Here is an 18761-nt window from a genome sequence, read left to right as displayed (position 1 = left end):
AACTCTCGTGTATGTTTTTGTTTGTTTCAATTCAGGAGCCTATTCTGACTCAAGAATCTTTAAAGTTTCTTGGCACCATGCTAGTTCCGCTTTTGATGATTTAATTCCACAATCTAATGTAATAAGCCAATACTTTAAATGCGGTGAATTTTTATGTTCAGAAACTATTTCTTCCCGTAATTTTTTATAAGACTCCATCTCAGCTTCAATTTCTTTTTGGCGATGTACAACATGGTGAATATTATCTCGTTTATCAATATTTCCCCCAAAGAAAAGCTTTAATAAAAGTTCATTTCTTACTAATGCAGATTGTGGTTCTTTCTTAAGCCAATAAATTAATTCTTTTTTACCTAATGAAGTGATCGAATATACTTTTTTTGTGCGATTTATTTTTTCCGATTTTTCTTCCTTGCAGGTAGCAAATCCATCTGCAACACATTGAGCAAGAGTAGGGTAAATTTGCCCTTCACTTTCAGACCAAAAATAATTAGTGCTGGATTGAATCATCTTAATGATTTCATAGCCAGTAAGGTCTTCCAGAGCTAACATACCTAATACTGTATATTTTGTGCGACTACGTTCTTTCATAATAATATCTTTTAGACTATATCTATTAGAGGTAATGATGGTCTAGATTAATTATTTTGTCAAGCAAAGTGTGCATCTCAGAACCATGGACGTTTAGCCATAGACTTAAGTTACGTTTTAAAAAGGTTCTAAGGTATTGCGATTTTACTTCAGCATGCGTCAACAGTTTTTTGTAGCTGCAAGCAATGGATGCGGTGGGAGTTGTGAGGGCTGACTATCAAATGAGGGGAAAGAAACATTCCGATTAAACTTTATAAAAAAGCATTATTCCAATATTCGCAACAGCGATTGATTAAACATATTTTCTAGGCGATGGACATTAAAAATAACTTTTTGGCTATTTGCGGTTGTCATAGAATGTTTACGCATAAATACAACGACGTAAAACAGGCGATAAAATTCAAGACGTAATTTTGCTTTTTTATCCAATTTCAAAGCTTCAGCCCAGTAATCAGTGTATAAAGTGTCATGTCCATCATTTTCTAAAGCTGAATAGGTGAGGCCCAAAACAAATAAGGGGTCCCCAAAACAAACTTCATCCACATCAACAATACCTGAAATTTTTCCTTTATAAACAAGTACATTTCTCTCGCTGGCATCCCACAAAAATGGTGTGGCTTTAATAGCAAGAAAATCTTCTTTCATATCAGTGGCAATAGAAATAGCTTTTGATATCTTAGTTGCATCAAAAATATTGGTTTTATTTATAATATCCCAAAATAAATGTAATCGCTGTATCAAAAAGTCATACCATGATTTAAATTCTGGTATATCTTCATAGCTGCTAGTTATGCCAAAGCCTAAACCTTCAGGTAGTGCCTTTGTGCTACTCTGTATTGTTACCATTTCCTCAGCTAAGTTTTTCTTGTCTGAATTGGTTAAGTTTGAATATACATTGCATAAATCATCGCCAGGCAAGCGCATCATGAGCAAAGCAGGAAATTGAGAATATTTTCCATATAAATCTGATCTGATAAATTTAGCTAGAGGGACACCTAAAGGAATTAATTTTGCTTGCCAGTAGAGTGCTGAAATAAAATAGTTTCTATTGGTTTCCTTAGTCATTCGCAGGACATATTCTGCGTTTGAAGTCTTAACAGCAAAAACAAAATGTTGATCTCCGGTTGCCAATCTACTCGAAAATAACACTTTTTCATTCGTCATTGATGCGACTACACTAGCCGCTATATTCTCACTGGGTAAGATTAAGGAGGTACTCATATAATTAACCTATATACCTTCTAAACGCCCAATTTTTGGCTTGTAAGTAGCTGGTATAATGCCAAAATAGGGTTATATTGGCTAGTGCTTTGTAATTGCGTAGTTTTACGTATTGATACATATTTTTATCTGATTGTATAATTATTGAATATCGATGGTTAGGAGAAAATAGAATGACGCAAGCTCAACGAGTTTTTATTGTGGGACATCATGGCGCTGGCAAAGGATTGCTTGCAAAAACAGTAGCACAATCATTAGGCTGGCAATTTGTCGATGCAGATTTAGGACTCGAGTCTCATGTAGGACGGCACTTACATGAGATACTAGGTGAGCAAGGCCAAATTGCTTTCTATAATTGTCAATTCGATATATTAACTTCACTTTGCACTCAAGAGCGCATTGTTGTAACAACCGACTCTAGCGTAGCCTGTGCTGAAAAAAACCGCCAATTGTTAAAAAATGAAATGACTGTTTGGTTAGACGTAACTACACCTATTCAAATTGAACGCAGTTTACGTAATCCTGCAAATTTATTGCCTACACCAAGCTTGGAGGATTTTTTTGATCAATTACATGAGGAGCGAGATAGTTTATACAAGGAAGTAGCCAAACTGACTGTTCAGGGTGATGATGGAAAATTAGAAGAGCACACAAATTATATTGTTAAGACTATTTTTGGAACTGAAATGCCTTTGACAGCCGTAAAACCAATACTTGAGGAAAAAGACTTTATTTTATTTCATAGGCAATTCCATACCCCCGTACATTTATCTGAACAACAAGCTCTACATCTTAAGCTGTTGGCACAAGGAAAAGCAGCAAAAGAAATTGCCCGTGAAATAGATGTTTCCTATCGAACAGTGGAAGGGACTATTGCTAAACTGATGGAATCTTTAGGATGTACTTCCAGTAAGGAGTTAATTGCTCTTTATCATGAGAAGCCTTAAGTGGCAATGGTTGGAGAGTATTAACAATGAACTTTCCTATCTGAGGTTAATGTGGGTATTCATCTATCTCGTGGTGGCAATAGTACTCCAAACCATATTCTATGACTGCTAATAGCAGCAGGTCCTCTAATCTGAACTAAACTTTTATTAATAATAATTATTTTTACCAGTTTGAAAAGGCATTAGGGATAGGGACTTTATGAAAAAAATTACTCCAGAATTAACGTATGACAATATTTTTGAGCAAACACCCAGCGCGATTTTTGTTTGCGATTCGAAGGGTCAATTTATTTTAACAAACAATATCTTCTGCAAGATGTTTGGATATCAACAAAATGAAATTTACAAGTTGAATATCAAAGATATCTATGCAATAGAAAATTTAGATCCTTATATGCATCAAACTGTAAAATTTGGTGAAGGAAAAATTACTGTTTACCATCGCGCCTTACAAGGAAAAAATAAAAATGTCTTTTATGGGCAAGTCACTCTAATTAATATAGGAAATAATCTAACTCAAGGTTTTATAACTACTGCCTCCGTAGATAAAAATATATTAGATAAACTGATCGAAAGTGAACAGCGGTTTAAACAAATTACTGACCATATTCGTGACGTTTTCTTTTTGTTTGACTTGGGCAGCAAAAAATTTATTTATGTAAGTCCAGGTTATATAAAAATTTCTGAGAGAAGTGTTGATAGTCTTTATGCCGACACAAATTCTTGGATGGAAAGAATCCACCCCGAGGACCAAGAACATATACAACAACAGTTTCGTCAACATTTTAAAACCGGCACGTTTGAAGAAACTTTCCGTGTTATCAAGAAAAATGGAAAGATAATCTGGCTCCATGCGCGCGCTTATCCTGTGCGTGACGCACAGAATAAACTATACCGCAGTACAGGATTTGTTGAGGATATTACAGCGCAGATAGCTAGAGTACAGGATAAATTGGCTTATGCCGAGAAGCTAGATAAAAGTTTTAGTGAGATGCTAGCTGCATTTTCTATCGCAATGGAACAAAGAGACCCTTACACCGTAGGGCATCAAAAAAACGTAGCTTATTTGTCGGTTGCCATCGCTCGCGAGTTAGGTCTTTCAGAAGAAGAAATCAGGTGCTTAGAATCCGCAGCATTGACGCATGATATTGGAAAAATTGGCATTCCCAGCGAAATTCTTAACAAACCGAGCAGTTTAACTCCTCTAGAGTATGAAATGATAAAAACCCATGCCCAGGCGGGTTACGATATATTAAAACCAGTTCATTTTCCTGGCCCTGTTGCTGATATTGTTTTGGAACATCATGAAAGATTAAACGGCAGTGGTTACCCCAGAGGACTTAAAGGTAAACAAATAAAATTGGAAACTAGAATTTTATCGGTGGCTGACGTGGTTGATGCAATGACATCACTCAGACCTTATCGAGCCTCACTGGGCCTAGAGGCAGCATTGGCTGAAATCTCCAAGGGGCGTGATACTCTTTTTGATGGACATGTAATTGATGTTTGTATAAAACTTTTTAAGGATAAAAAGGTACCTTTATATAATAAAGAAAGCCATTGAAGTTTCACTGCCAATTAGAGAAGATATGATTGCAACAATTCTGCCGTTGCTATTTAAAATTCTTTTCGCGCTTAAAGATTGAAAGATTGTGTTTTGCGCAAGTTCAATTGTTAATTACTGGTTTTTATCAAAATACTCTCCGATACTTAAAATAGATTCTTTTATTAATCTGATTATTTATGCCGGATGAAATTGATGGAAAAAATACCCTTTAAATCTGTTCTTGATCAGACTGATGATGTTGTCATTATCACTGGAGTAGAGCCTATTGATGACCCATTTGGTCCAAAAATACTTTATGTAAATCAATCATTTACAAAGATTACCGGTTATAAGCAGGAAGAAGTTTTAGGTAAAACACCACGAATTCTACAAGGAGAAAAAACGGATAAACCCACCCTCCAACGTATTCGGAGCGCTTTGGAAAAAAAAGAAGCTATACATGTAGAATTATTAAATTATACCAAAGATCAAACAGAATATTGGCTTGATTTTACTATTGTCCCTATTAAAGATAGCAAGGGAGATATTAAGTATTTTGCTGCGATTGAACATGATATTACTGAGCGAAAAAAACTGGAAGATGCCCAGGCAATGCTTTCTAGTCTTGTCGAGTTTTCCGGGGAAGCAATTATAGGAAAAAACTTGGAAGGGACCATACAAAGCTGGAATAAAGCGGCCGGAAATCTTTATGGCTACTCTGAAAAGGAAGCCATTGGTGCCAATATAAAAATGTTATTCCCGAAAGGAAGACTGGAAGAATTTCAAAATATCATTCATAAAATCGCCAAAGGTGAACACATTAAGAACTTTGAAACACTCAGAATACATAAAGATGGTCATTCTATCCCGGTTTCTATCACGATAGGTCCAATAAAAAATACGCAAGGAAAGGTGATTGGAGCATCAACAACGGCTCGGGATATTACACAACAAAAAATAATCGAAGAAAAATTAAAACACCTAGCGGAACATGACGTTTTGACAGGATTAATCAATCGTCCACTATTTGAAGATCGCCTGGTACAAGCCCTTGCAGTTGCAAAAAGAATGAAATGTTATATGGCCGTGTGTTTTTTGGATATAGATGGTTTTAAAAATATTAATGATAGTTATGGTCATCATATAGGGGATTTATTATTGTGCGCCGCTGCCAAATGTATGCAAAAATGCATACGTGAGGTGGATACTTTAGCACGATTTGGGGGAGACGAATTTGCATTAATATTATCCTATCTTAAGGAAGAAAATGAAGTTATTAAAATAATGAAAGAATTAATTCGTTTGTTCTCAAAAGGATTTTTGATTGAAAACCATAATCTGAGAGTTACTTTAAGTATTGGTATTTCATTATATCCTAAAGATGGCATGCATGATCTTCTTAAGAAAGCTGATGCCGCGATGTATTACGTGAAAAAACACGGCAAGAATAGTTATAACTTTTGGTCTCCTATAGGTTGTTAAATCGTCTTTGGACAAACATAAAAAAATCAATTCTTGGTGTTTCGTTCACGACTCCAGAAAAATTTGTTCTGACAGTATACACTCTCACGTAGCAGTGATAATGTGTTATAAAATATTAGGTTAACGAGGCCTATAAAATGAAAGCAGTAATTTATCAGGGGCCAGGAAAGAAAGCGTTAGAACAGCGTCCCAAACCCATTATTAAAAACCCTTCTGATGCAGTGATAAAACTAAAAAAAACGACTATTTGTGGAACAGATCTGCATATTTTAAAAGGGGATGTAACCACATGTACTCCTGGTCGTATCTTAGGTCATGAAGGTGTTGGAATTGTAGAGAGCATAGGTTCAGGAGTAACAGAATTTTGCCCTGGAGATAAAGTAATTATTTCCTGCATTACATCTTGTGGAAAATGTGAAGCTTGCCGTAAAGGAATGTATTCTCACTGTATTAAAGGTGGATGGATTTTGGGGAATACAATTGATGGTACGCAAGCCGAATATGTGCTGATTCCTCAGGCTGATACAAGTCTGTATAAAATTCCTGAAGGAGTAGATGAAGAGGTTTTAGTGTTGCTTAGTGATATTTTACCAACTGCTTTTGAATGTGGCGTATTGAACGGCAAAGTACAACCAGGAAGCACAATAGCTATTGTAGGAGCTGGCCCTATTGGCTTGGCCACATTAGTCACAGCTCAATTTTATTCACCTGCTGAAATTATTATTATTGATGTCGATGATAATCGTTTAAGCATCGCAAAACATTTAGGCGCAACTCAGATTATAAATAATAATGATGGTAAAGCAGCAACTAAAGTCATGGAGATAACGAATAACCGTGGTGTAGATACAGCTATAGAGGCTGTGGGTATCCCTGCTACTTTTGTTCTTTGTGAAGATCTTGTAGCGGCTGGTGGTATTATTGCGAATATTGGGGTACATGGAACAAAAGCAGATCTCCATTTGGAACGTTTATGGTCACAAAATATCAGCATTACTACCCGATTAGTAGATACTGTGTCCACGCCAATGCTATTAAAAACCTTGTGTGCTCATAAAATGGATCCCCAGCAGTTAATCAGTCATCGTTTTAATTTTGAAAACATTCTTGAAGCTTACGATACTTTTGAACAAGCAGAAAAGACAAAAGCACTTAAGGTTATTATTGATGTTTCTTAGGGAAGCTAAATACAATTGTTGAATCATAATTTCCATTATTGCTATAATTTAGAAAAAGCAAGGAGCTGATTATGCAAAATCCGGAGCTAATAAAACGTTATAAAATAGATGTAATAGATGCTCTATATAATCGCAGAGCTGTACGTAATTATTTGCCCAAAGAAGTTGATTCTGAAATTATCAATCAGCTCCTTGATGCGGCTACACATGCTCCTTCAGCACTTCATGAAGAATCCAGAGGATTTGTAGTGATTCAAAATAAGATTTTATTAAATCGTATTTCAGAAAGCGCTAAATTGTTAACCTTGAATAATAAAAAGAAAAACATAGACTTGCAAGAAGAGCACGTTTTAAAAGTTCTCCAGCAAAAAGAATTTAATGTATTTTATAATGCTCATACTCTGATTGTGATATACAGTCTCTTTAAAGGAAATTTTGTTGGTGCTGACTGCTGGTTAGCTGCTGAAAATTTAATGCTTGCTGCCCTTACTTATGGTCTTGCTTCTTGTGTTATTGGTTTTGCAGTTCCAGCGCTGAATTTACCAGAATGGAAAAAAGAGTTTGGAATACCTAAAAAAATGACCGCCGTAGTGCCAATTATTCTGGGTTGGCCATCAGAACCTACCTTAGCCACTTCTCATAATCCACCACTAATTCTAAACTGGAAAACTTAAGCTGTCGTGTTAGTTTAATTTTAATTATATGGGAAATTATATTGAGGCTATCATAAGAGGATTTTAGGTAAATGTCTTAAAGAAATGTGAATCTATTCTCAATATACAAAGGAAAAAAGCCTTTACTTTCTAATTATATCAACGGGACTGTTCCAATTACCGCTGAGCTATGAAAATCCTAAAATAAAAAAAGCGCCTAGAGTGGTAGCGATAGTCAATACCACGATGATCGGTGATACTTGTTCTTTAAGATGAAAAAGGGAAAGAAGAAGGACGAAAATTATCGATGTGGAACGCAAAGCCAGGACAATGGGAGTTGCTGCATGATTAAAAGCCCAAATCGCCACCCCATAGCCAAATCCAGCTAATAAACCGGCGAAAAAATAATTGTTACTTTCAACAGCCATTGTACGCATTGAGATTGGATGTAAGCATAACATGGGTATAAATAAGATTAAGGCTTTGATAAAAAACAACCAGCTAATATAAGTCAACGGCTTGGTTGCAGTATGAATACCGAAAGTATCAATAAGCGAATAGGAAAAGATAAAGCAACTACATGCAAAGGCATAAACCATGCCTTTGACGCTTAGGTGCTCATTATTTCGTTTTCCTATAAAAGCAAAGCATATAATGCCAAAAGAGAGAAGTAATACTCCAAACTCCTTATAGAAGGATAAAGGAGTCGCTAAAAAAAAATGCCAAAAGAAGAGTGACAACAGAGTTGCTGTGCCCACGGCTAAAGGATAAACTCGGCTCACTAATCCATGCTTGTAAGCAGTGCTAAGAAAAACTATATAGCCCGTTTGTACAAAGGCACTCGCCAAAATATAGTATAAATTAATTAAAGAAGGCATTGGATTCAAGAACATTAAAGGCAAAGAGACTAAAAATTGGGGAATGACCATCAAGGTCACAAAAACCAATCCGTTGTCTGATTTTTTAACATTAATATTCCAAATAGCGCTGCCAAAGGCAGCAACCAAAACCATAAACAGGGTAATTGACTGGATATCCATGCCGTTACTTTAATTCCAAAAGGTAGTATTCAGCATACATTGGCTCCATTGATTAATGGAAGTGGAAGTTTAATAAAGATAGAGAATTTATTGGCTCTGTACCTGCCTATCTAATTTTTTCATATTTGAGTACGGAGCAAGTAGGTTATCTATTTCACCATGAATGGACTAGGCAAAAGCCTACAATTCTAGTGGATGCTTTAATTTTATAGGCTTGTGGATAAAGAGGGAGTCTCTCATACCTAAAAGCAGATCTTAAAAACAGCTTTTAAGTCATTACGAAGCGCAAGCCAAAGCGCTAGGCATTAATAAATTGCATGGTCTAAGACACATACCTATTTATTTAACCTATATTCAGCACAAGGATTCAGCTTTACCGTATTAATACGGTAAAAATAATGACAAAAGCCTAATATAATAAATCTGAATTTTAATCTCTTTGGTGTTGAAAATGAAAAAAATACATAACTTAACCTTTTTAGAAGCTAAGGAAGAAATCAGTTACTCTGACATTAACGGTCTCGCTGAAAGCGTGGGGTGGGGTAACCATTTCTATCCAAGTGAAGAGCAGTGGAAAGCTACCCTCGCCTCATCTTCCTATATCGCTTATGTTAAAGCATTAGACCAGTTAATCTGCTTTGGGCGTATCTTAGAGGATGGTCAAATGTGCATGTTTTACGATATTTGTGTACATCCTGATTACCAAAGGCAATATATCGGTAGCTCCTTGATGAAACATTTAATAAGTAAAATTAAAGATAAAAGTTTAGTTTCTATAGGTTTATTTGTATGGCAAGGCAACTCAAAGGCGACGGAATTTTATCGCAAATTTGGTTTTGAAACCTCAACAGCTATGGAATTAAAAAAATACATGAGGAATGTTTAAGAGATGACTAACATTTTTCCAATCATCAATAACCTGCATGATTTATCTCAAGAAGTAATTTATCAATTTATAGTGGTTGGATTTTGTTATGTCAGACTGCCAGAAATTGGCTCTATTGGGATTATTTAGAGCATAAAAGCGTAAGTTGACTCTCACTACCCCAAGAGTGGAGTAATTTAATGCCTTTTCCTCCCAATTGTGTATTGAAGAATTTAAAAACAAAAGCCCACATAATTTTTTGGTTTAACCTCGAATGCCCCAACTACGTATAGGAAAATAGAAGCTAAGAGTGCTGAATTTACCTGTACTATAATTAAATAGAGTTGCCGAAATGAGCTTTTAAGGAAATATTATGAATGCTATTGAGTTTCTTCTTAAAGAACATAATAAAGTTGAAAAACAACTTATAGAAATTTGTGATAAATCTCATCGCGAAAAAACAAAGAAAAAGATGTTCGATGCCCTGAGCCAAGACTTGATACGCCATGAAATTATGGAAGAGAAGCTATGGTATCCCCATTTCAAAAATAACAAAAAAATTGATGACACAATAAAACATTTGATGTCTCAAGAACATTTTGCTGAGATTGCAATAAAAAAATTTGAAAAAGTTAAAACGGAAAGTGAATGGAATAAAAAATTTTTAAAATTCAAAAAAAATGTAATGCATCATGCCTCTGAAGAAGAACTGAAATTATTTCCCACAGTAGAAAAGATTTTAACTGAAGAAGAATTATTAGCGATTGGCAAAGAAATGCAGAAATTTAAAAATGAGTATGATTCTCATTAACCTTGGCAAGCAGCCTTGAGGGGCTCAGCTTGATGAAGGAAGACTGCATTAGAAGCATTGAATTATATTCAGGCTCTTATCTTGGCTGCCGCAGGTTTGTAATAAACAATAAATGGGGTATACCTTCCTTCATTTTTTTGGTTACCACTTAATGAATAAAAAATAATCAAACTGGATTTATTTAATAATCCCTTAAGAACTTTTTTTTATAATAAAAACCTGATTTGAATATTTCATTAGGTTTTAACTATGCAAGATAAACGTGATGGCAGTTTACTGCCTGAGGTTCAGGAGTGGGAAGACAAACTCAAATATATTATAGCTCAATGTGATCTAATGGCGCAGAGAGGTAAAGTTTCAAAAGAAAAAGAACAGAAACTGAAGAGGGTAGATTTCCAAGGCATTGTTAGAGAAAAGGTTTCTGAATTAGAAACTAATTTAGGTCAAGCAAAACAAGAAGTAAAAGACAGGATATGGGAAGTAGTCGAAGATAAAATGGTAGAAAAGGTGCAAGATATCGTTGTAGGAAGGATAACTGATACACTTTTTTCTCCCATTGAAGAGTTCACAGGGGTTTTAGATGGAAGGATCAAGGCCACTCAAAATGGTTTAGAAACCTTGACATCAATATTAGATACACAAGATAAAGGTATTTTTGAACGAACTATGGAAAATACCACGAAGTTTATTTATGGACAAAAAAGGTCTGTGGTACAAATGTATGAGCAACTTAGGGAAACAGGTTCTATTAGGACAAATTTTCAGCAATTGAAGACGAGCATACCCGAAGCAAAAGAAAATGCTCACTCTTTCCTTAGTCATCCTAGTCAGGAAAAGTTAGATAGTACCTTAACCTCTGTTAATAATACAGCAAGCTTTTTTGTACGTTATTTAGACGATAAATCTGAAGAAACCTTGGATGTTTTGGAGGAGGGGGAGAGAACGTTTGAAAAAAGCATAGAGAAGAGTGGGGGCGTTATCAAATATTCCCAGAGCCTTGTAGAAAAGGCTGATAGAGCTTTAGAGAGAGAAGCTCACAAGATAGAGCGATTAGATAACTTATATTGCTTTTATCAAAATGTGAAGGAGCAAGTACGCGCCGCGTTTACATGCGTATCAGCAGAGGATGATGAGCTAGAAGTTGTTCCTTCCAGTCAATAAAAATGAAATCATGGAAGAGTGTGATGAATTCATCCCTTACAGCATTTAAAGCTAGCCTTGATATGAGCATCTCCATCAAGGCTGCTGTCACTTAGTTAAGCAAAATCTTTCTTCGCTATAATCAAATAAAGTCAAAACCATCACGTTGGTCGTATAGAATAATGTCTAGTAACATCGACAGGTAGGATAAATTCTTCATGCCTAAATCGATTTAAAGCAATTTCTGTCTAATTGAATGACTCCATTGTTGGCCAGATTGCAACAAGCGATTATTCTTAAGCTAGCAGCTGTGGATCTGAGCAAATATAATTCTTACGAGCCATTTTTAGCTGATATCAACAGTGACCATATTATCGTCAATACGTACAGGATAGATCTTTAAGTTTTTAGGTTTGCTAATCTTTCCCAGAACTGTACCAACTGCTGGTGGCCAAGGTGACCAACTTTCGGGCTTGCCTGTTTCAAGATTAAAGGCGCTTTTGTGAAAAGGGCATACAATAGTGTTTTCATCTGTAATCGCGCCTTTGCTCAAAGGTAGTTTGAAATGTGGGCATTGGGAGGCAATGGCATGGACCGAGTTATTATTCCAGATCAATAAAATTTTATGGCCATCGATATTTTCGCAGTGACGTCCTTTTTGTTGGAGTTGACTTAGCGTAATGGTTTGTTTCCAAGACATAATAATTATTCCTTCAGTTTTTTTAGTATTACTCAGGACTTGAGATTTACTATCGGCTATACAATAGTTTTTAACTAGATTTAATACAAGAGGTTTAAAGTAACCTTTAATAGGAGACGTCTCTATCAAGGCTACTCGCTTGCTATTCTTTAAGTGTCAGGGTAGTACATCCTTGACTAGGTTTCTACTAACCAACTCCTTCGATGACGCTTGAGTTTATCTATAACTTTATCGAAACCTATATTTGTCCGCAATATCAATATCGTATTGTCGATCCTGAGGTAAGCAATCTCTCAGCAATTCGCTGCCTAGCATCAGCACAGATCGCTTCGAGCGCAATGATAGATGAGGTTTGAATTCCAAACATACGAGTAAATCTATCTTGTCCTGTAGCAAGTATTTTATATTCATCTGTTAGATCATCATCTACAGTTTTTTTAAAGGCCTCAATTCTTTGCTCAAGTTCCTGAGAGTCATTAATTTTGCTTAATGATTCTTTAAAATCGCAAAGTATGGCAGTTTTTAGTGCATCGCCTCTCAGCTTTTGATACTTAAGATCCATATCAAGAGACGCTTTTGCTTCATGGCTATGCTCCCGAGATATTGAAGGCGTGGCAAAATCATAATGCAAGCCTTGGAACTGTTTAAATAAAGTTAAATGCTTTCTAAACAGTTGAGATAAATAACTAAATAATTCATTTGCTTTTAAAGCGGTACGGGCCAGATTTTGTCTGTCTTCCGTTTCATTTATGTCTATTCTATCTTTGCCGTGTCTAGTCTCAAAATATACCAGCTGCATATTGATTTGGGGTGTTATCCATTCCGCTATATCACTCTTAGTTCCGCTGTCAATAATTTGATGAGTAGCCATATAAGAGGCTAGTTGCTTGCAGAGTTCGTTTATTTGGGATTTTGAATAATTTTTAGGAACATAAAGGGTAAACTGATCGCCGTTTTTGATTCTTTCAACAGCTTCCACCATTTTAAATGCAGCGATGGTACCTAATTCCCTATGTTCTTTAATAAGATCTCTTATTTTATCGTTATGAATCTTATAATCTTCATAACTTAGGGAAATATGAATGATGATGTTGCTCAGTTCTAAATCTTCAGGAGGAGGCACTTGCTCCTGGATTTTTTGCGCTCTTTCTTCATTAAAAGATCCCGATGAGCTACAGAGTGGACTATGAATTTGCATACCCAAAAAACGACATAACTCCTGCTCACGAACTAAGTTCCAGTTTATATTATCGCGTTCTTTTGGGGGTATTTCTTGCTTTATTGCCTCGATTAGCTCCTCATTGGCTAGCTGCCAACTTAGTTGACCATCCTCTGTTTCATCGAAGGTATTGCGATTTTGTACAAGCTCATGAATCAGTTCTGGAGTTATCTTAATCGCGGGATCTTTATCCTTGGCTTTGCCTTTTTCATGCGCAACGCTTGGTTCTATTTGAGTTGCGTGATAGACATTCTTTAGGGGGTGTTCAGGGAAAAAATAAGTAATGATTGCTGTTTTTGTCCTTCTAACATTTGCTTTTTCAGTTATATGGTCAGTCATTTCATCAATTGATTGAGTGTAGGATAACTCTCCGGTCAATGAATCATAGCTAAAATAAAAACCGTTTCGTTTCGTAAGAGATATCGTATGCCCATCCATTCGAATGGTTATTCCTTGATTATTTTCTAATCGATTAACGACATCTAAAAAATGACCTCGTAAGGAAGATTTTTCTCCTTCGCGGAGGTTGAGCATAGCTAATAACTCTTTTTCGCTAATAGTAGACCAATCAATGGTTTTATCAGCTTCTTTCTCAATAGCTTCTATCGCATCAAAATTAAAAACAAAGAAATCGGTTTCTAGTTGACCTGAGGCATCAAGATAACCCGCCCGATTAGCTAATACCTCTCTAACCTGCTCTAAAGTAACGGCTGCGGTTAATTGCTCTTGTCGGGGTTCAGCAAAAAAATGGGCAAAATAGTGTTGATAGGCAACTTGCTCTAAGAGGCCTTCTCCATCTTTAGCCAGGTTAGGAAAATCTATTTTGTATTTTTTTTGATACTTTTGATGACTGTCTTTTATTTTCGAAGAAAGTTCATCGGGGTTAACTGCCACTAAAATTGCTTCAATCACAGCGACACTAATAGCTGTGCATGCATTAACAGTTTGAGCATTATTAAGCTTCTTTGTAAACATTTGAGAAATTCTCTGCTTCTTAATTGTCACTAAATTGCCTTTTTGTGCGAATAAAGTCCAGAGAATGTTTGGGTTTTTTTAATTCCGAAATGGAATGGCTATGCTAAAGCGGGCAAGGCTCTGCATTTTCTCATTTTTCCGTATCTTGACTTAGGACTTCTATTTTTGATAAATAAATGAGAGGGTGATCTGTTCTATTAGGGATGGTTTGGTAAGTTGCAAATTTAACCTCCTGGGCAAACGCGTCCTTGCGTATGATCCATCTGAGAACAAATCCTTGTTCCGCTCTAAATTTGCAACTTCCCAATATCTATACTTTAGCGAATTTAAATTAGAAACACATTAGGTGATTTGCGCGCTAGACTCCAAGAGATTTCTTATAACCCATAAAGAATAATCTTTTGACAAAAGATTTTTTGATTATTTAAACCGATTATTAATAAAGCAATATGTTGTTATCTTATTAGCAGGGCCACAAAACTTAGAGTTGGTATTATGCAAAATGATCTTCCAACCAACCATTAGTGTAACCCGTTGACTTTATGTTGAAAATTTGGGTTAATTAAGGCCCCATTAATTTTTAAAAGGATTTTATAATGAAACAAAAGTTGTCTCAATTTTGGCAGCCTTTGACGATAGCAACACCTTCTTCATCGGAAGCACACTTTAATACCCAGCTCACAAATGGAGCAATAGTAATAGCAGGGCAGACTGCCCAAAGCTTCGTCGGATCAGTAAATCCTTGGGCTAATATTGGCCCTGCATTTGCACAGGGATTCATATCATTTTTTTCAATTTTTCGTTCTGGTACTCTTCCCTATGAAAAACTGATTCTGCTGTGGCAAACTGGGCTAGCAATTACGGAAGCTGGTTTGTCTATCTATTTAGTGTATGGAGGCGAAGCTTGCGGTGCTGATTTTACCAATGATGTTTGTACTAGCCTCGCTATAATGAAAGTCCTAGGTGATACCACAATAGTCGTATCTGCTACTGTTGCTAAGCTCTTAAATCCAAGTTCAACCTCCTCATCCGCTACTCCGGCAACAGCTAGAGCAACAGCTCAAATCCAAAGTCATGAACATGAGGAGGATGAAGAGAAAGAGGAGGAAGATGAAGATGAAGATGAAGATGAAGATGAAGATGAAGAAAAGGGGACGAGACTTAGAAAGATGTAATATAGAACCTCTGATCCACACCGAGAGACTTTATCCTGGATGGTTCGCTTAGCGACATCCAGGTTTAATGAAATCCCAATTAGTTAAACGCAACGCCAGCAGAAATAGGCTCCTCGTTTAGCAAATTTTCAAATTCACCAACACTGTGCGGTTCCGCCCAAAAATGGAAAAAATTTCTTCTTCTTGTGCAAACTTCTCGAATTTCTTGAATATATCGCTGCCGAGCTTCTTCAGTTAGTTCAGTTTCTTCTTTCAGACGATCGGATATCGATTGAAGTAAATCTGTCTTCCAGTCGCTGTACCGTACTGTTTCGCGTCCATTTTTTTGCTGGCTTATATTATCAGTCAGTTGTTCTATTATTCCTATTAATCGACAGGATGAGGATCGAGCTTTGTGCTTGGCTCTTCTTTGGTTCAATTGTTCTTCCTGAGATAACTTTGCTGCTAAAATTTGATCTTCGTTTTGCGGTGCTGACTCTTTTTTCTGCGTTTTCTTTTTTTTCAATGGCTGAAGTCTTAAGGGTTTATTTTCTGCGAACGTAGGCGTTAAGAAGTTCATCGTTCCAAGATTTGGAGGGGATATAGAAGCACTAGCATCTACCCTAGACGTTAAAAGTGCAACTATCGCTTTATTGCCTGTATGATTTGCAAGCTCAAGTGTACTAAGCATTTTATCACTGCTACTATAAACACCCGATTGAATGATTGCACCATAATCAAGAAGCATTTTTACAAGCGTTATATCTTGCGCTATCACTGCTAGATGTAACGGTGTTCGGCCCCTGTTGTCATAAGTGATATTCGGCTCTGCTCCTGATTCTAGAAGAATAGATACCATATCAAGATCTTTATTTTCGACTGCAATGCTCAGTGGAGTTTTTAAATTTTTACAAGGCAGATTGGGCAAAACATCTTTGTAATCGAGTAATTGCTGTACAACTCCATCTTTTCCTTCTTCTACTGCGATTGCCAGTGGGGTATAACCGTCCTCATCGTATTGATTAATAATATTGCTTAAATCTACCCCACGTGCCTCATCGATTAACAATGCTAAAATGTCGTTTTGCCCATAAGCTGCTGCAAGATGAAAAGGATTTCTTCCCTCATAAATACACTTAACAGATACGCCTTTTTCCAGTAGTTTGATGACAAAATCAATTTTATTTTCTCTAATTGCTAAATGAAGAATAGCAGGGAAAAGATGGTTATATTCACCCCAATTATCAATATGACCTAGAAGCTCTATAACTTTTTCTATGTCTTCTGCCTTAACGGCCATACCTAGCCATGACAAGGTTCTTCTACCACAGTCGATAACTTTAAAATTTGCTGTTTCATAAGTCGATAGACTTGATCTTTGCCTTGTTAAATTTTGACGCCAAATCGCAAGACAGTTCGCAACTTTCTTGGCCTGTTCGGTAGGCGCATAAAAGTGACAAGAAAAAAGAATCTGTGATCCTTGGCGACTGTCGGGTAATGAGTCAATGATATTCTTCCCGATTTGCTGATCATTATAATAGCGAGCTTTACCTCGATTAATATTAGCTAATTCCCATCCCTTATCCGGAGAAAATCGAATATTTATCATATGAGTCTGATCAAAAAAACAGATAGAAACATTATCTTGTGAACTGATCTTTGCTTCCTCCAATGCCTCAGTTAGCGTGCTAAAAAAAGTACTTAATTCTTGAGCGGGAAGCACATGAGCGTAAGAGGCAACTTGTTTAGTTTGTCCTACTAATTCAGGATTGAATAAATACATTATTTCTTGATGAATATCCCGTTTTTTATTGCGTGGGAGTAGAAGCGCCTCCCTGATTGTCTTGGAGGCTTGATGAAGGGAAATTTTATCTATAATATCAACGAGTTCGTGTAACGATTCAACTGAAAGCCCATGAACTGGCTCTGTAAATGGAAAGGGAAGCTCTTGACTTACCCTAGCCCTAAGCCGTCGATAGAAATTGGTTTTATCAGCAATATCAGTTCGATTAATCGGTTTCATTTCACGAAGAAGTTTTGCTTTTGCATTTATGAATGCTTGGCGGCGTTCTTCTAGATAATTCTTAATAACATCAAAAATGGGATCATTTTCGTGTATTGAATTAATTTTTTCTAAGAGAGCGTAGTATAATTTTGAATCGCCATGTTGAAAATTGTAATCGACTTTAGTGTAACTTGCGCCAGTACACAAACCATTTAGCGAACTTCGAAACCGACTTAATAGCCATCTTTGTCCAGAGGGTAACATAATAATCCCAAAAAGATTAACAATTGAGCAAATTATAAGCTAGTACTGCATTTTCTCAAAGATTTTTTTAGAACTATGAAGCTGGAAATGAGTGCAAATATTAACCAATAAGTTTAATATTTAGTTAATATTTAAATGATACTATATATTTATGTGGCAACTTGAGAAAAATATTTACTCCTTAGGTTAAAAATCACTTATATTTTTGTCGGTTGCTACACTATTTTTAAACTATTAGGACCGCCATGTTAACCAATAAGTTGAGAGCGCTTCAATATCTCCAGAGCACATAAGTCCCATCACTGGTGTTAAACGTTCAATAGGCCAATCCCACCAGGCCATTTCAAGCAAATTTTGAATCTCCCTTTCAGTAAAACGCTTACGCACGACTTTGGCCGGATTTCCAACGACAATCGAATAAGGTTCAACGTCTTTGCTAATCACGGCTCGAGAACCAATGATTGCTCCGTGACCTATATGGATGCCTGGCATGATGACAGCTTCTGTACCAATCCAAACATCAGAACCAATAATGGTGTCCCCGGCAGCCTTATAACCATCTTCAGCTCCGGCAAATTCAGGTTCACCCGCATAGAAGAAGGGAAAGGTAGATATCCATTCTATGCGATGCCCTTGATTTCCCGCCATTAAAAAAGCAACTCCGCTGCCGATGGAGCAAAAACTACCAATAATCAGTTTATCAACTTCTGGGGAATCAGGAATGAGATAGCGAGCACAGTCATCAAAACTATGGCCGTGATAATAACCTGAATAATAACTATAAGGGCCTACGATAATATTGGGATTGCTTGTTTGATCTGCGAGTGGAATGCCTTTGAAGGGATTTTCGAAGTAATTTTTAAACATTTTTTTATTCTTATTTCTGATTTACTGAGACGAAATCTAGCAAAATTATAAACTAATCAGAGTCTATTGTAATGAGAAGTCATGCCATAAAGCCAAATTATCTGAA

Annotated in this window: 17 protein-coding genes; 10 read left to right on the top strand and 7 right to left on the bottom strand. The window is 36.3% G+C overall.

The window, feature by feature from the left end:
- Positions 1 to 39: 39 nt before the first annotated feature.
- Together Ldro_RS02680 and Ldro_RS02675 are read right to left on the bottom strand one after the other, a co-directional pair.
- Positions 40 to 588, bottom strand: a complete 549-nt coding sequence (locus Ldro_RS02680; RefSeq protein WP_058494882.1) for a PadR family transcriptional regulator — start codon at positions 586 to 588, stop codon at positions 40 to 42.
- 264 nt (positions 589 to 852) lie between these two features.
- Positions 853 to 1809 carry an aminoglycoside phosphotransferase family protein gene (locus Ldro_RS02675; RefSeq protein WP_058494881.1) on the bottom strand — a complete coding sequence of 319 codons (957 nt, stop codon included), beginning with the start codon at positions 1807 to 1809 and terminating at the stop codon, positions 853 to 855.
- A gap of 173 nt (positions 1810 to 1982) precedes the next feature.
- Between Ldro_RS02675 and Ldro_RS02670 the strand changes: the two genes are divergently transcribed.
- The 5 genes from Ldro_RS02670 to Ldro_RS02650 all read left to right on the top strand — a co-directional run bounded on the left by Ldro_RS02670 (position 1983) and on the right by Ldro_RS02650 (position 7636).
- Positions 1983 to 2756, top strand: a complete 774-nt coding sequence (locus tag Ldro_RS02670) for a shikimate kinase (RefSeq protein ID WP_058494880.1) — start codon at positions 1983 to 1985, stop codon at positions 2754 to 2756.
- A 199-nt stretch (positions 2757 to 2955) separates the two neighbouring features.
- Positions 2956 to 4320, top strand: coding sequence for an HD domain-containing phosphohydrolase (locus Ldro_RS02665; protein ID WP_058494879.1), 1365 nt, complete (start codon positions 2956 to 2958; stop codon positions 4318 to 4320).
- Between the two features lie 195 nt (positions 4321 to 4515).
- Complete coding sequence (locus Ldro_RS02660; protein ID WP_058494878.1) at positions 4516 to 5784, top strand: sensor domain-containing protein; 1269 nt, start codon at positions 4516 to 4518, stop codon at positions 5782 to 5784.
- Positions 5785 to 5921: 137 nt separating this feature from the next.
- On the top strand, positions 5922 to 6962 hold the full coding sequence (locus Ldro_RS02655; RefSeq protein ID WP_058494877.1) for a zinc-dependent alcohol dehydrogenase family protein: 1041 nt from the start codon (positions 5922 to 5924) through the stop codon (positions 6960 to 6962).
- Positions 6963 to 7033: 71 nt separating this feature from the next.
- Complete coding sequence (locus Ldro_RS02650; protein WP_058494876.1) at positions 7034 to 7636, top strand: nitroreductase family protein; 603 nt, start codon at positions 7034 to 7036, stop codon at positions 7634 to 7636.
- 167 nt (positions 7637 to 7803) lie between these two features.
- Here the strand turns inward: Ldro_RS02650 and Ldro_RS02645 are convergent, their stop codons facing one another.
- Positions 7804 to 8655, bottom strand: coding sequence for an EamA family transporter (locus Ldro_RS02645; RefSeq protein WP_131764272.1), 852 nt, complete (start codon positions 8653 to 8655; stop codon positions 7804 to 7806).
- Positions 8656 to 9106: 451 nt separating this feature from the next.
- Here Ldro_RS02645 and Ldro_RS02640 point away from each other — a divergent pair, with 451 nt between their 5' ends.
- The 4 genes from Ldro_RS02640 (at position 9107) to Ldro_RS02630 (ending at position 11492) form a co-directional block, all read left to right on the top strand.
- Positions 9107 to 9541, top strand: a complete 435-nt coding sequence (locus tag Ldro_RS02640; RefSeq protein ID WP_058494874.1) for a GNAT family N-acetyltransferase — start codon at positions 9107 to 9109, stop codon at positions 9539 to 9541.
- 3 nt (positions 9542 to 9544) lie between these two features.
- Positions 9545 to 9670, top strand: a complete 126-nt coding sequence (locus tag Ldro_RS16880; RefSeq protein ID WP_274519103.1) for a hypothetical protein — start codon at positions 9545 to 9547, stop codon at positions 9668 to 9670.
- A 223-nt stretch (positions 9671 to 9893) separates the two neighbouring features.
- Positions 9894 to 10331, top strand: coding sequence for a hemerythrin domain-containing protein (locus Ldro_RS02635; protein ID WP_058494873.1), 438 nt, complete (start codon positions 9894 to 9896; stop codon positions 10329 to 10331).
- 249 nt (positions 10332 to 10580) lie between these two features.
- The gene (locus Ldro_RS02630) at positions 10581 to 11492 is read left to right on the top strand and encodes a hypothetical protein (protein ID WP_058494872.1); all 912 of its coding nucleotides are present in this window, start codon (positions 10581 to 10583) and stop codon (positions 11490 to 11492) included.
- 325 nt (positions 11493 to 11817) lie between these two features.
- Here Ldro_RS02630 and Ldro_RS02625 read toward each other — a convergent pair whose 3' ends face one another.
- Positions 11818 to 12171, bottom strand: coding sequence for a Rieske (2Fe-2S) protein (locus Ldro_RS02625; RefSeq protein ID WP_058494871.1), 354 nt, complete (start codon positions 12169 to 12171; stop codon positions 11818 to 11820).
- 256 nt (positions 12172 to 12427) lie between these two features.
- Positions 12428 to 14365 carry a hypothetical protein gene (locus Ldro_RS02620; protein WP_058494870.1) on the bottom strand — a complete coding sequence of 646 codons (1938 nt, stop codon included), beginning with the start codon at positions 14363 to 14365 and terminating at the stop codon, positions 12428 to 12430.
- Positions 14366 to 14961: 596 nt separating this feature from the next.
- Between Ldro_RS02620 and Ldro_RS02615 the strand changes: the two genes are divergently transcribed.
- Entirely contained in the window at positions 14962 to 15540 is a 579-nt protein-coding gene (locus Ldro_RS02615) for a hypothetical protein (RefSeq protein ID WP_058494869.1), read from the top strand.
- A 79-nt stretch (positions 15541 to 15619) separates the two neighbouring features.
- Here the strand turns inward: Ldro_RS02615 and Ldro_RS02610 are convergent, their stop codons facing one another.
- Together Ldro_RS02610 and catB are read right to left on the bottom strand one after the other, a co-directional pair.
- Complete coding sequence (locus Ldro_RS02610) at positions 15620 to 17788, bottom strand: ankyrin repeat domain-containing protein (protein WP_058494868.1); 2169 nt, start codon at positions 17786 to 17788, stop codon at positions 15620 to 15622.
- A 234-nt stretch (positions 17789 to 18022) separates the two neighbouring features.
- Entirely contained in the window at positions 18023 to 18655 is a 633-nt protein-coding gene (catB, locus tag Ldro_RS02605) for a type B chloramphenicol O-acetyltransferase (protein ID WP_058494867.1), read from the bottom strand.
- Positions 18656 to 18761 lie beyond the last annotated feature (106 nt).

The sequence above is a fragment of the Legionella drozanskii LLAP-1 genome (genome assembly GCF_001467585.1).
Taxonomy (GTDB): domain Bacteria; phylum Pseudomonadota; class Gammaproteobacteria; order Legionellales; family Legionellaceae; genus Tatlockia; species Tatlockia drozanskii.
This window is presented reverse-complemented; position numbering and strand designations above follow the sequence as displayed.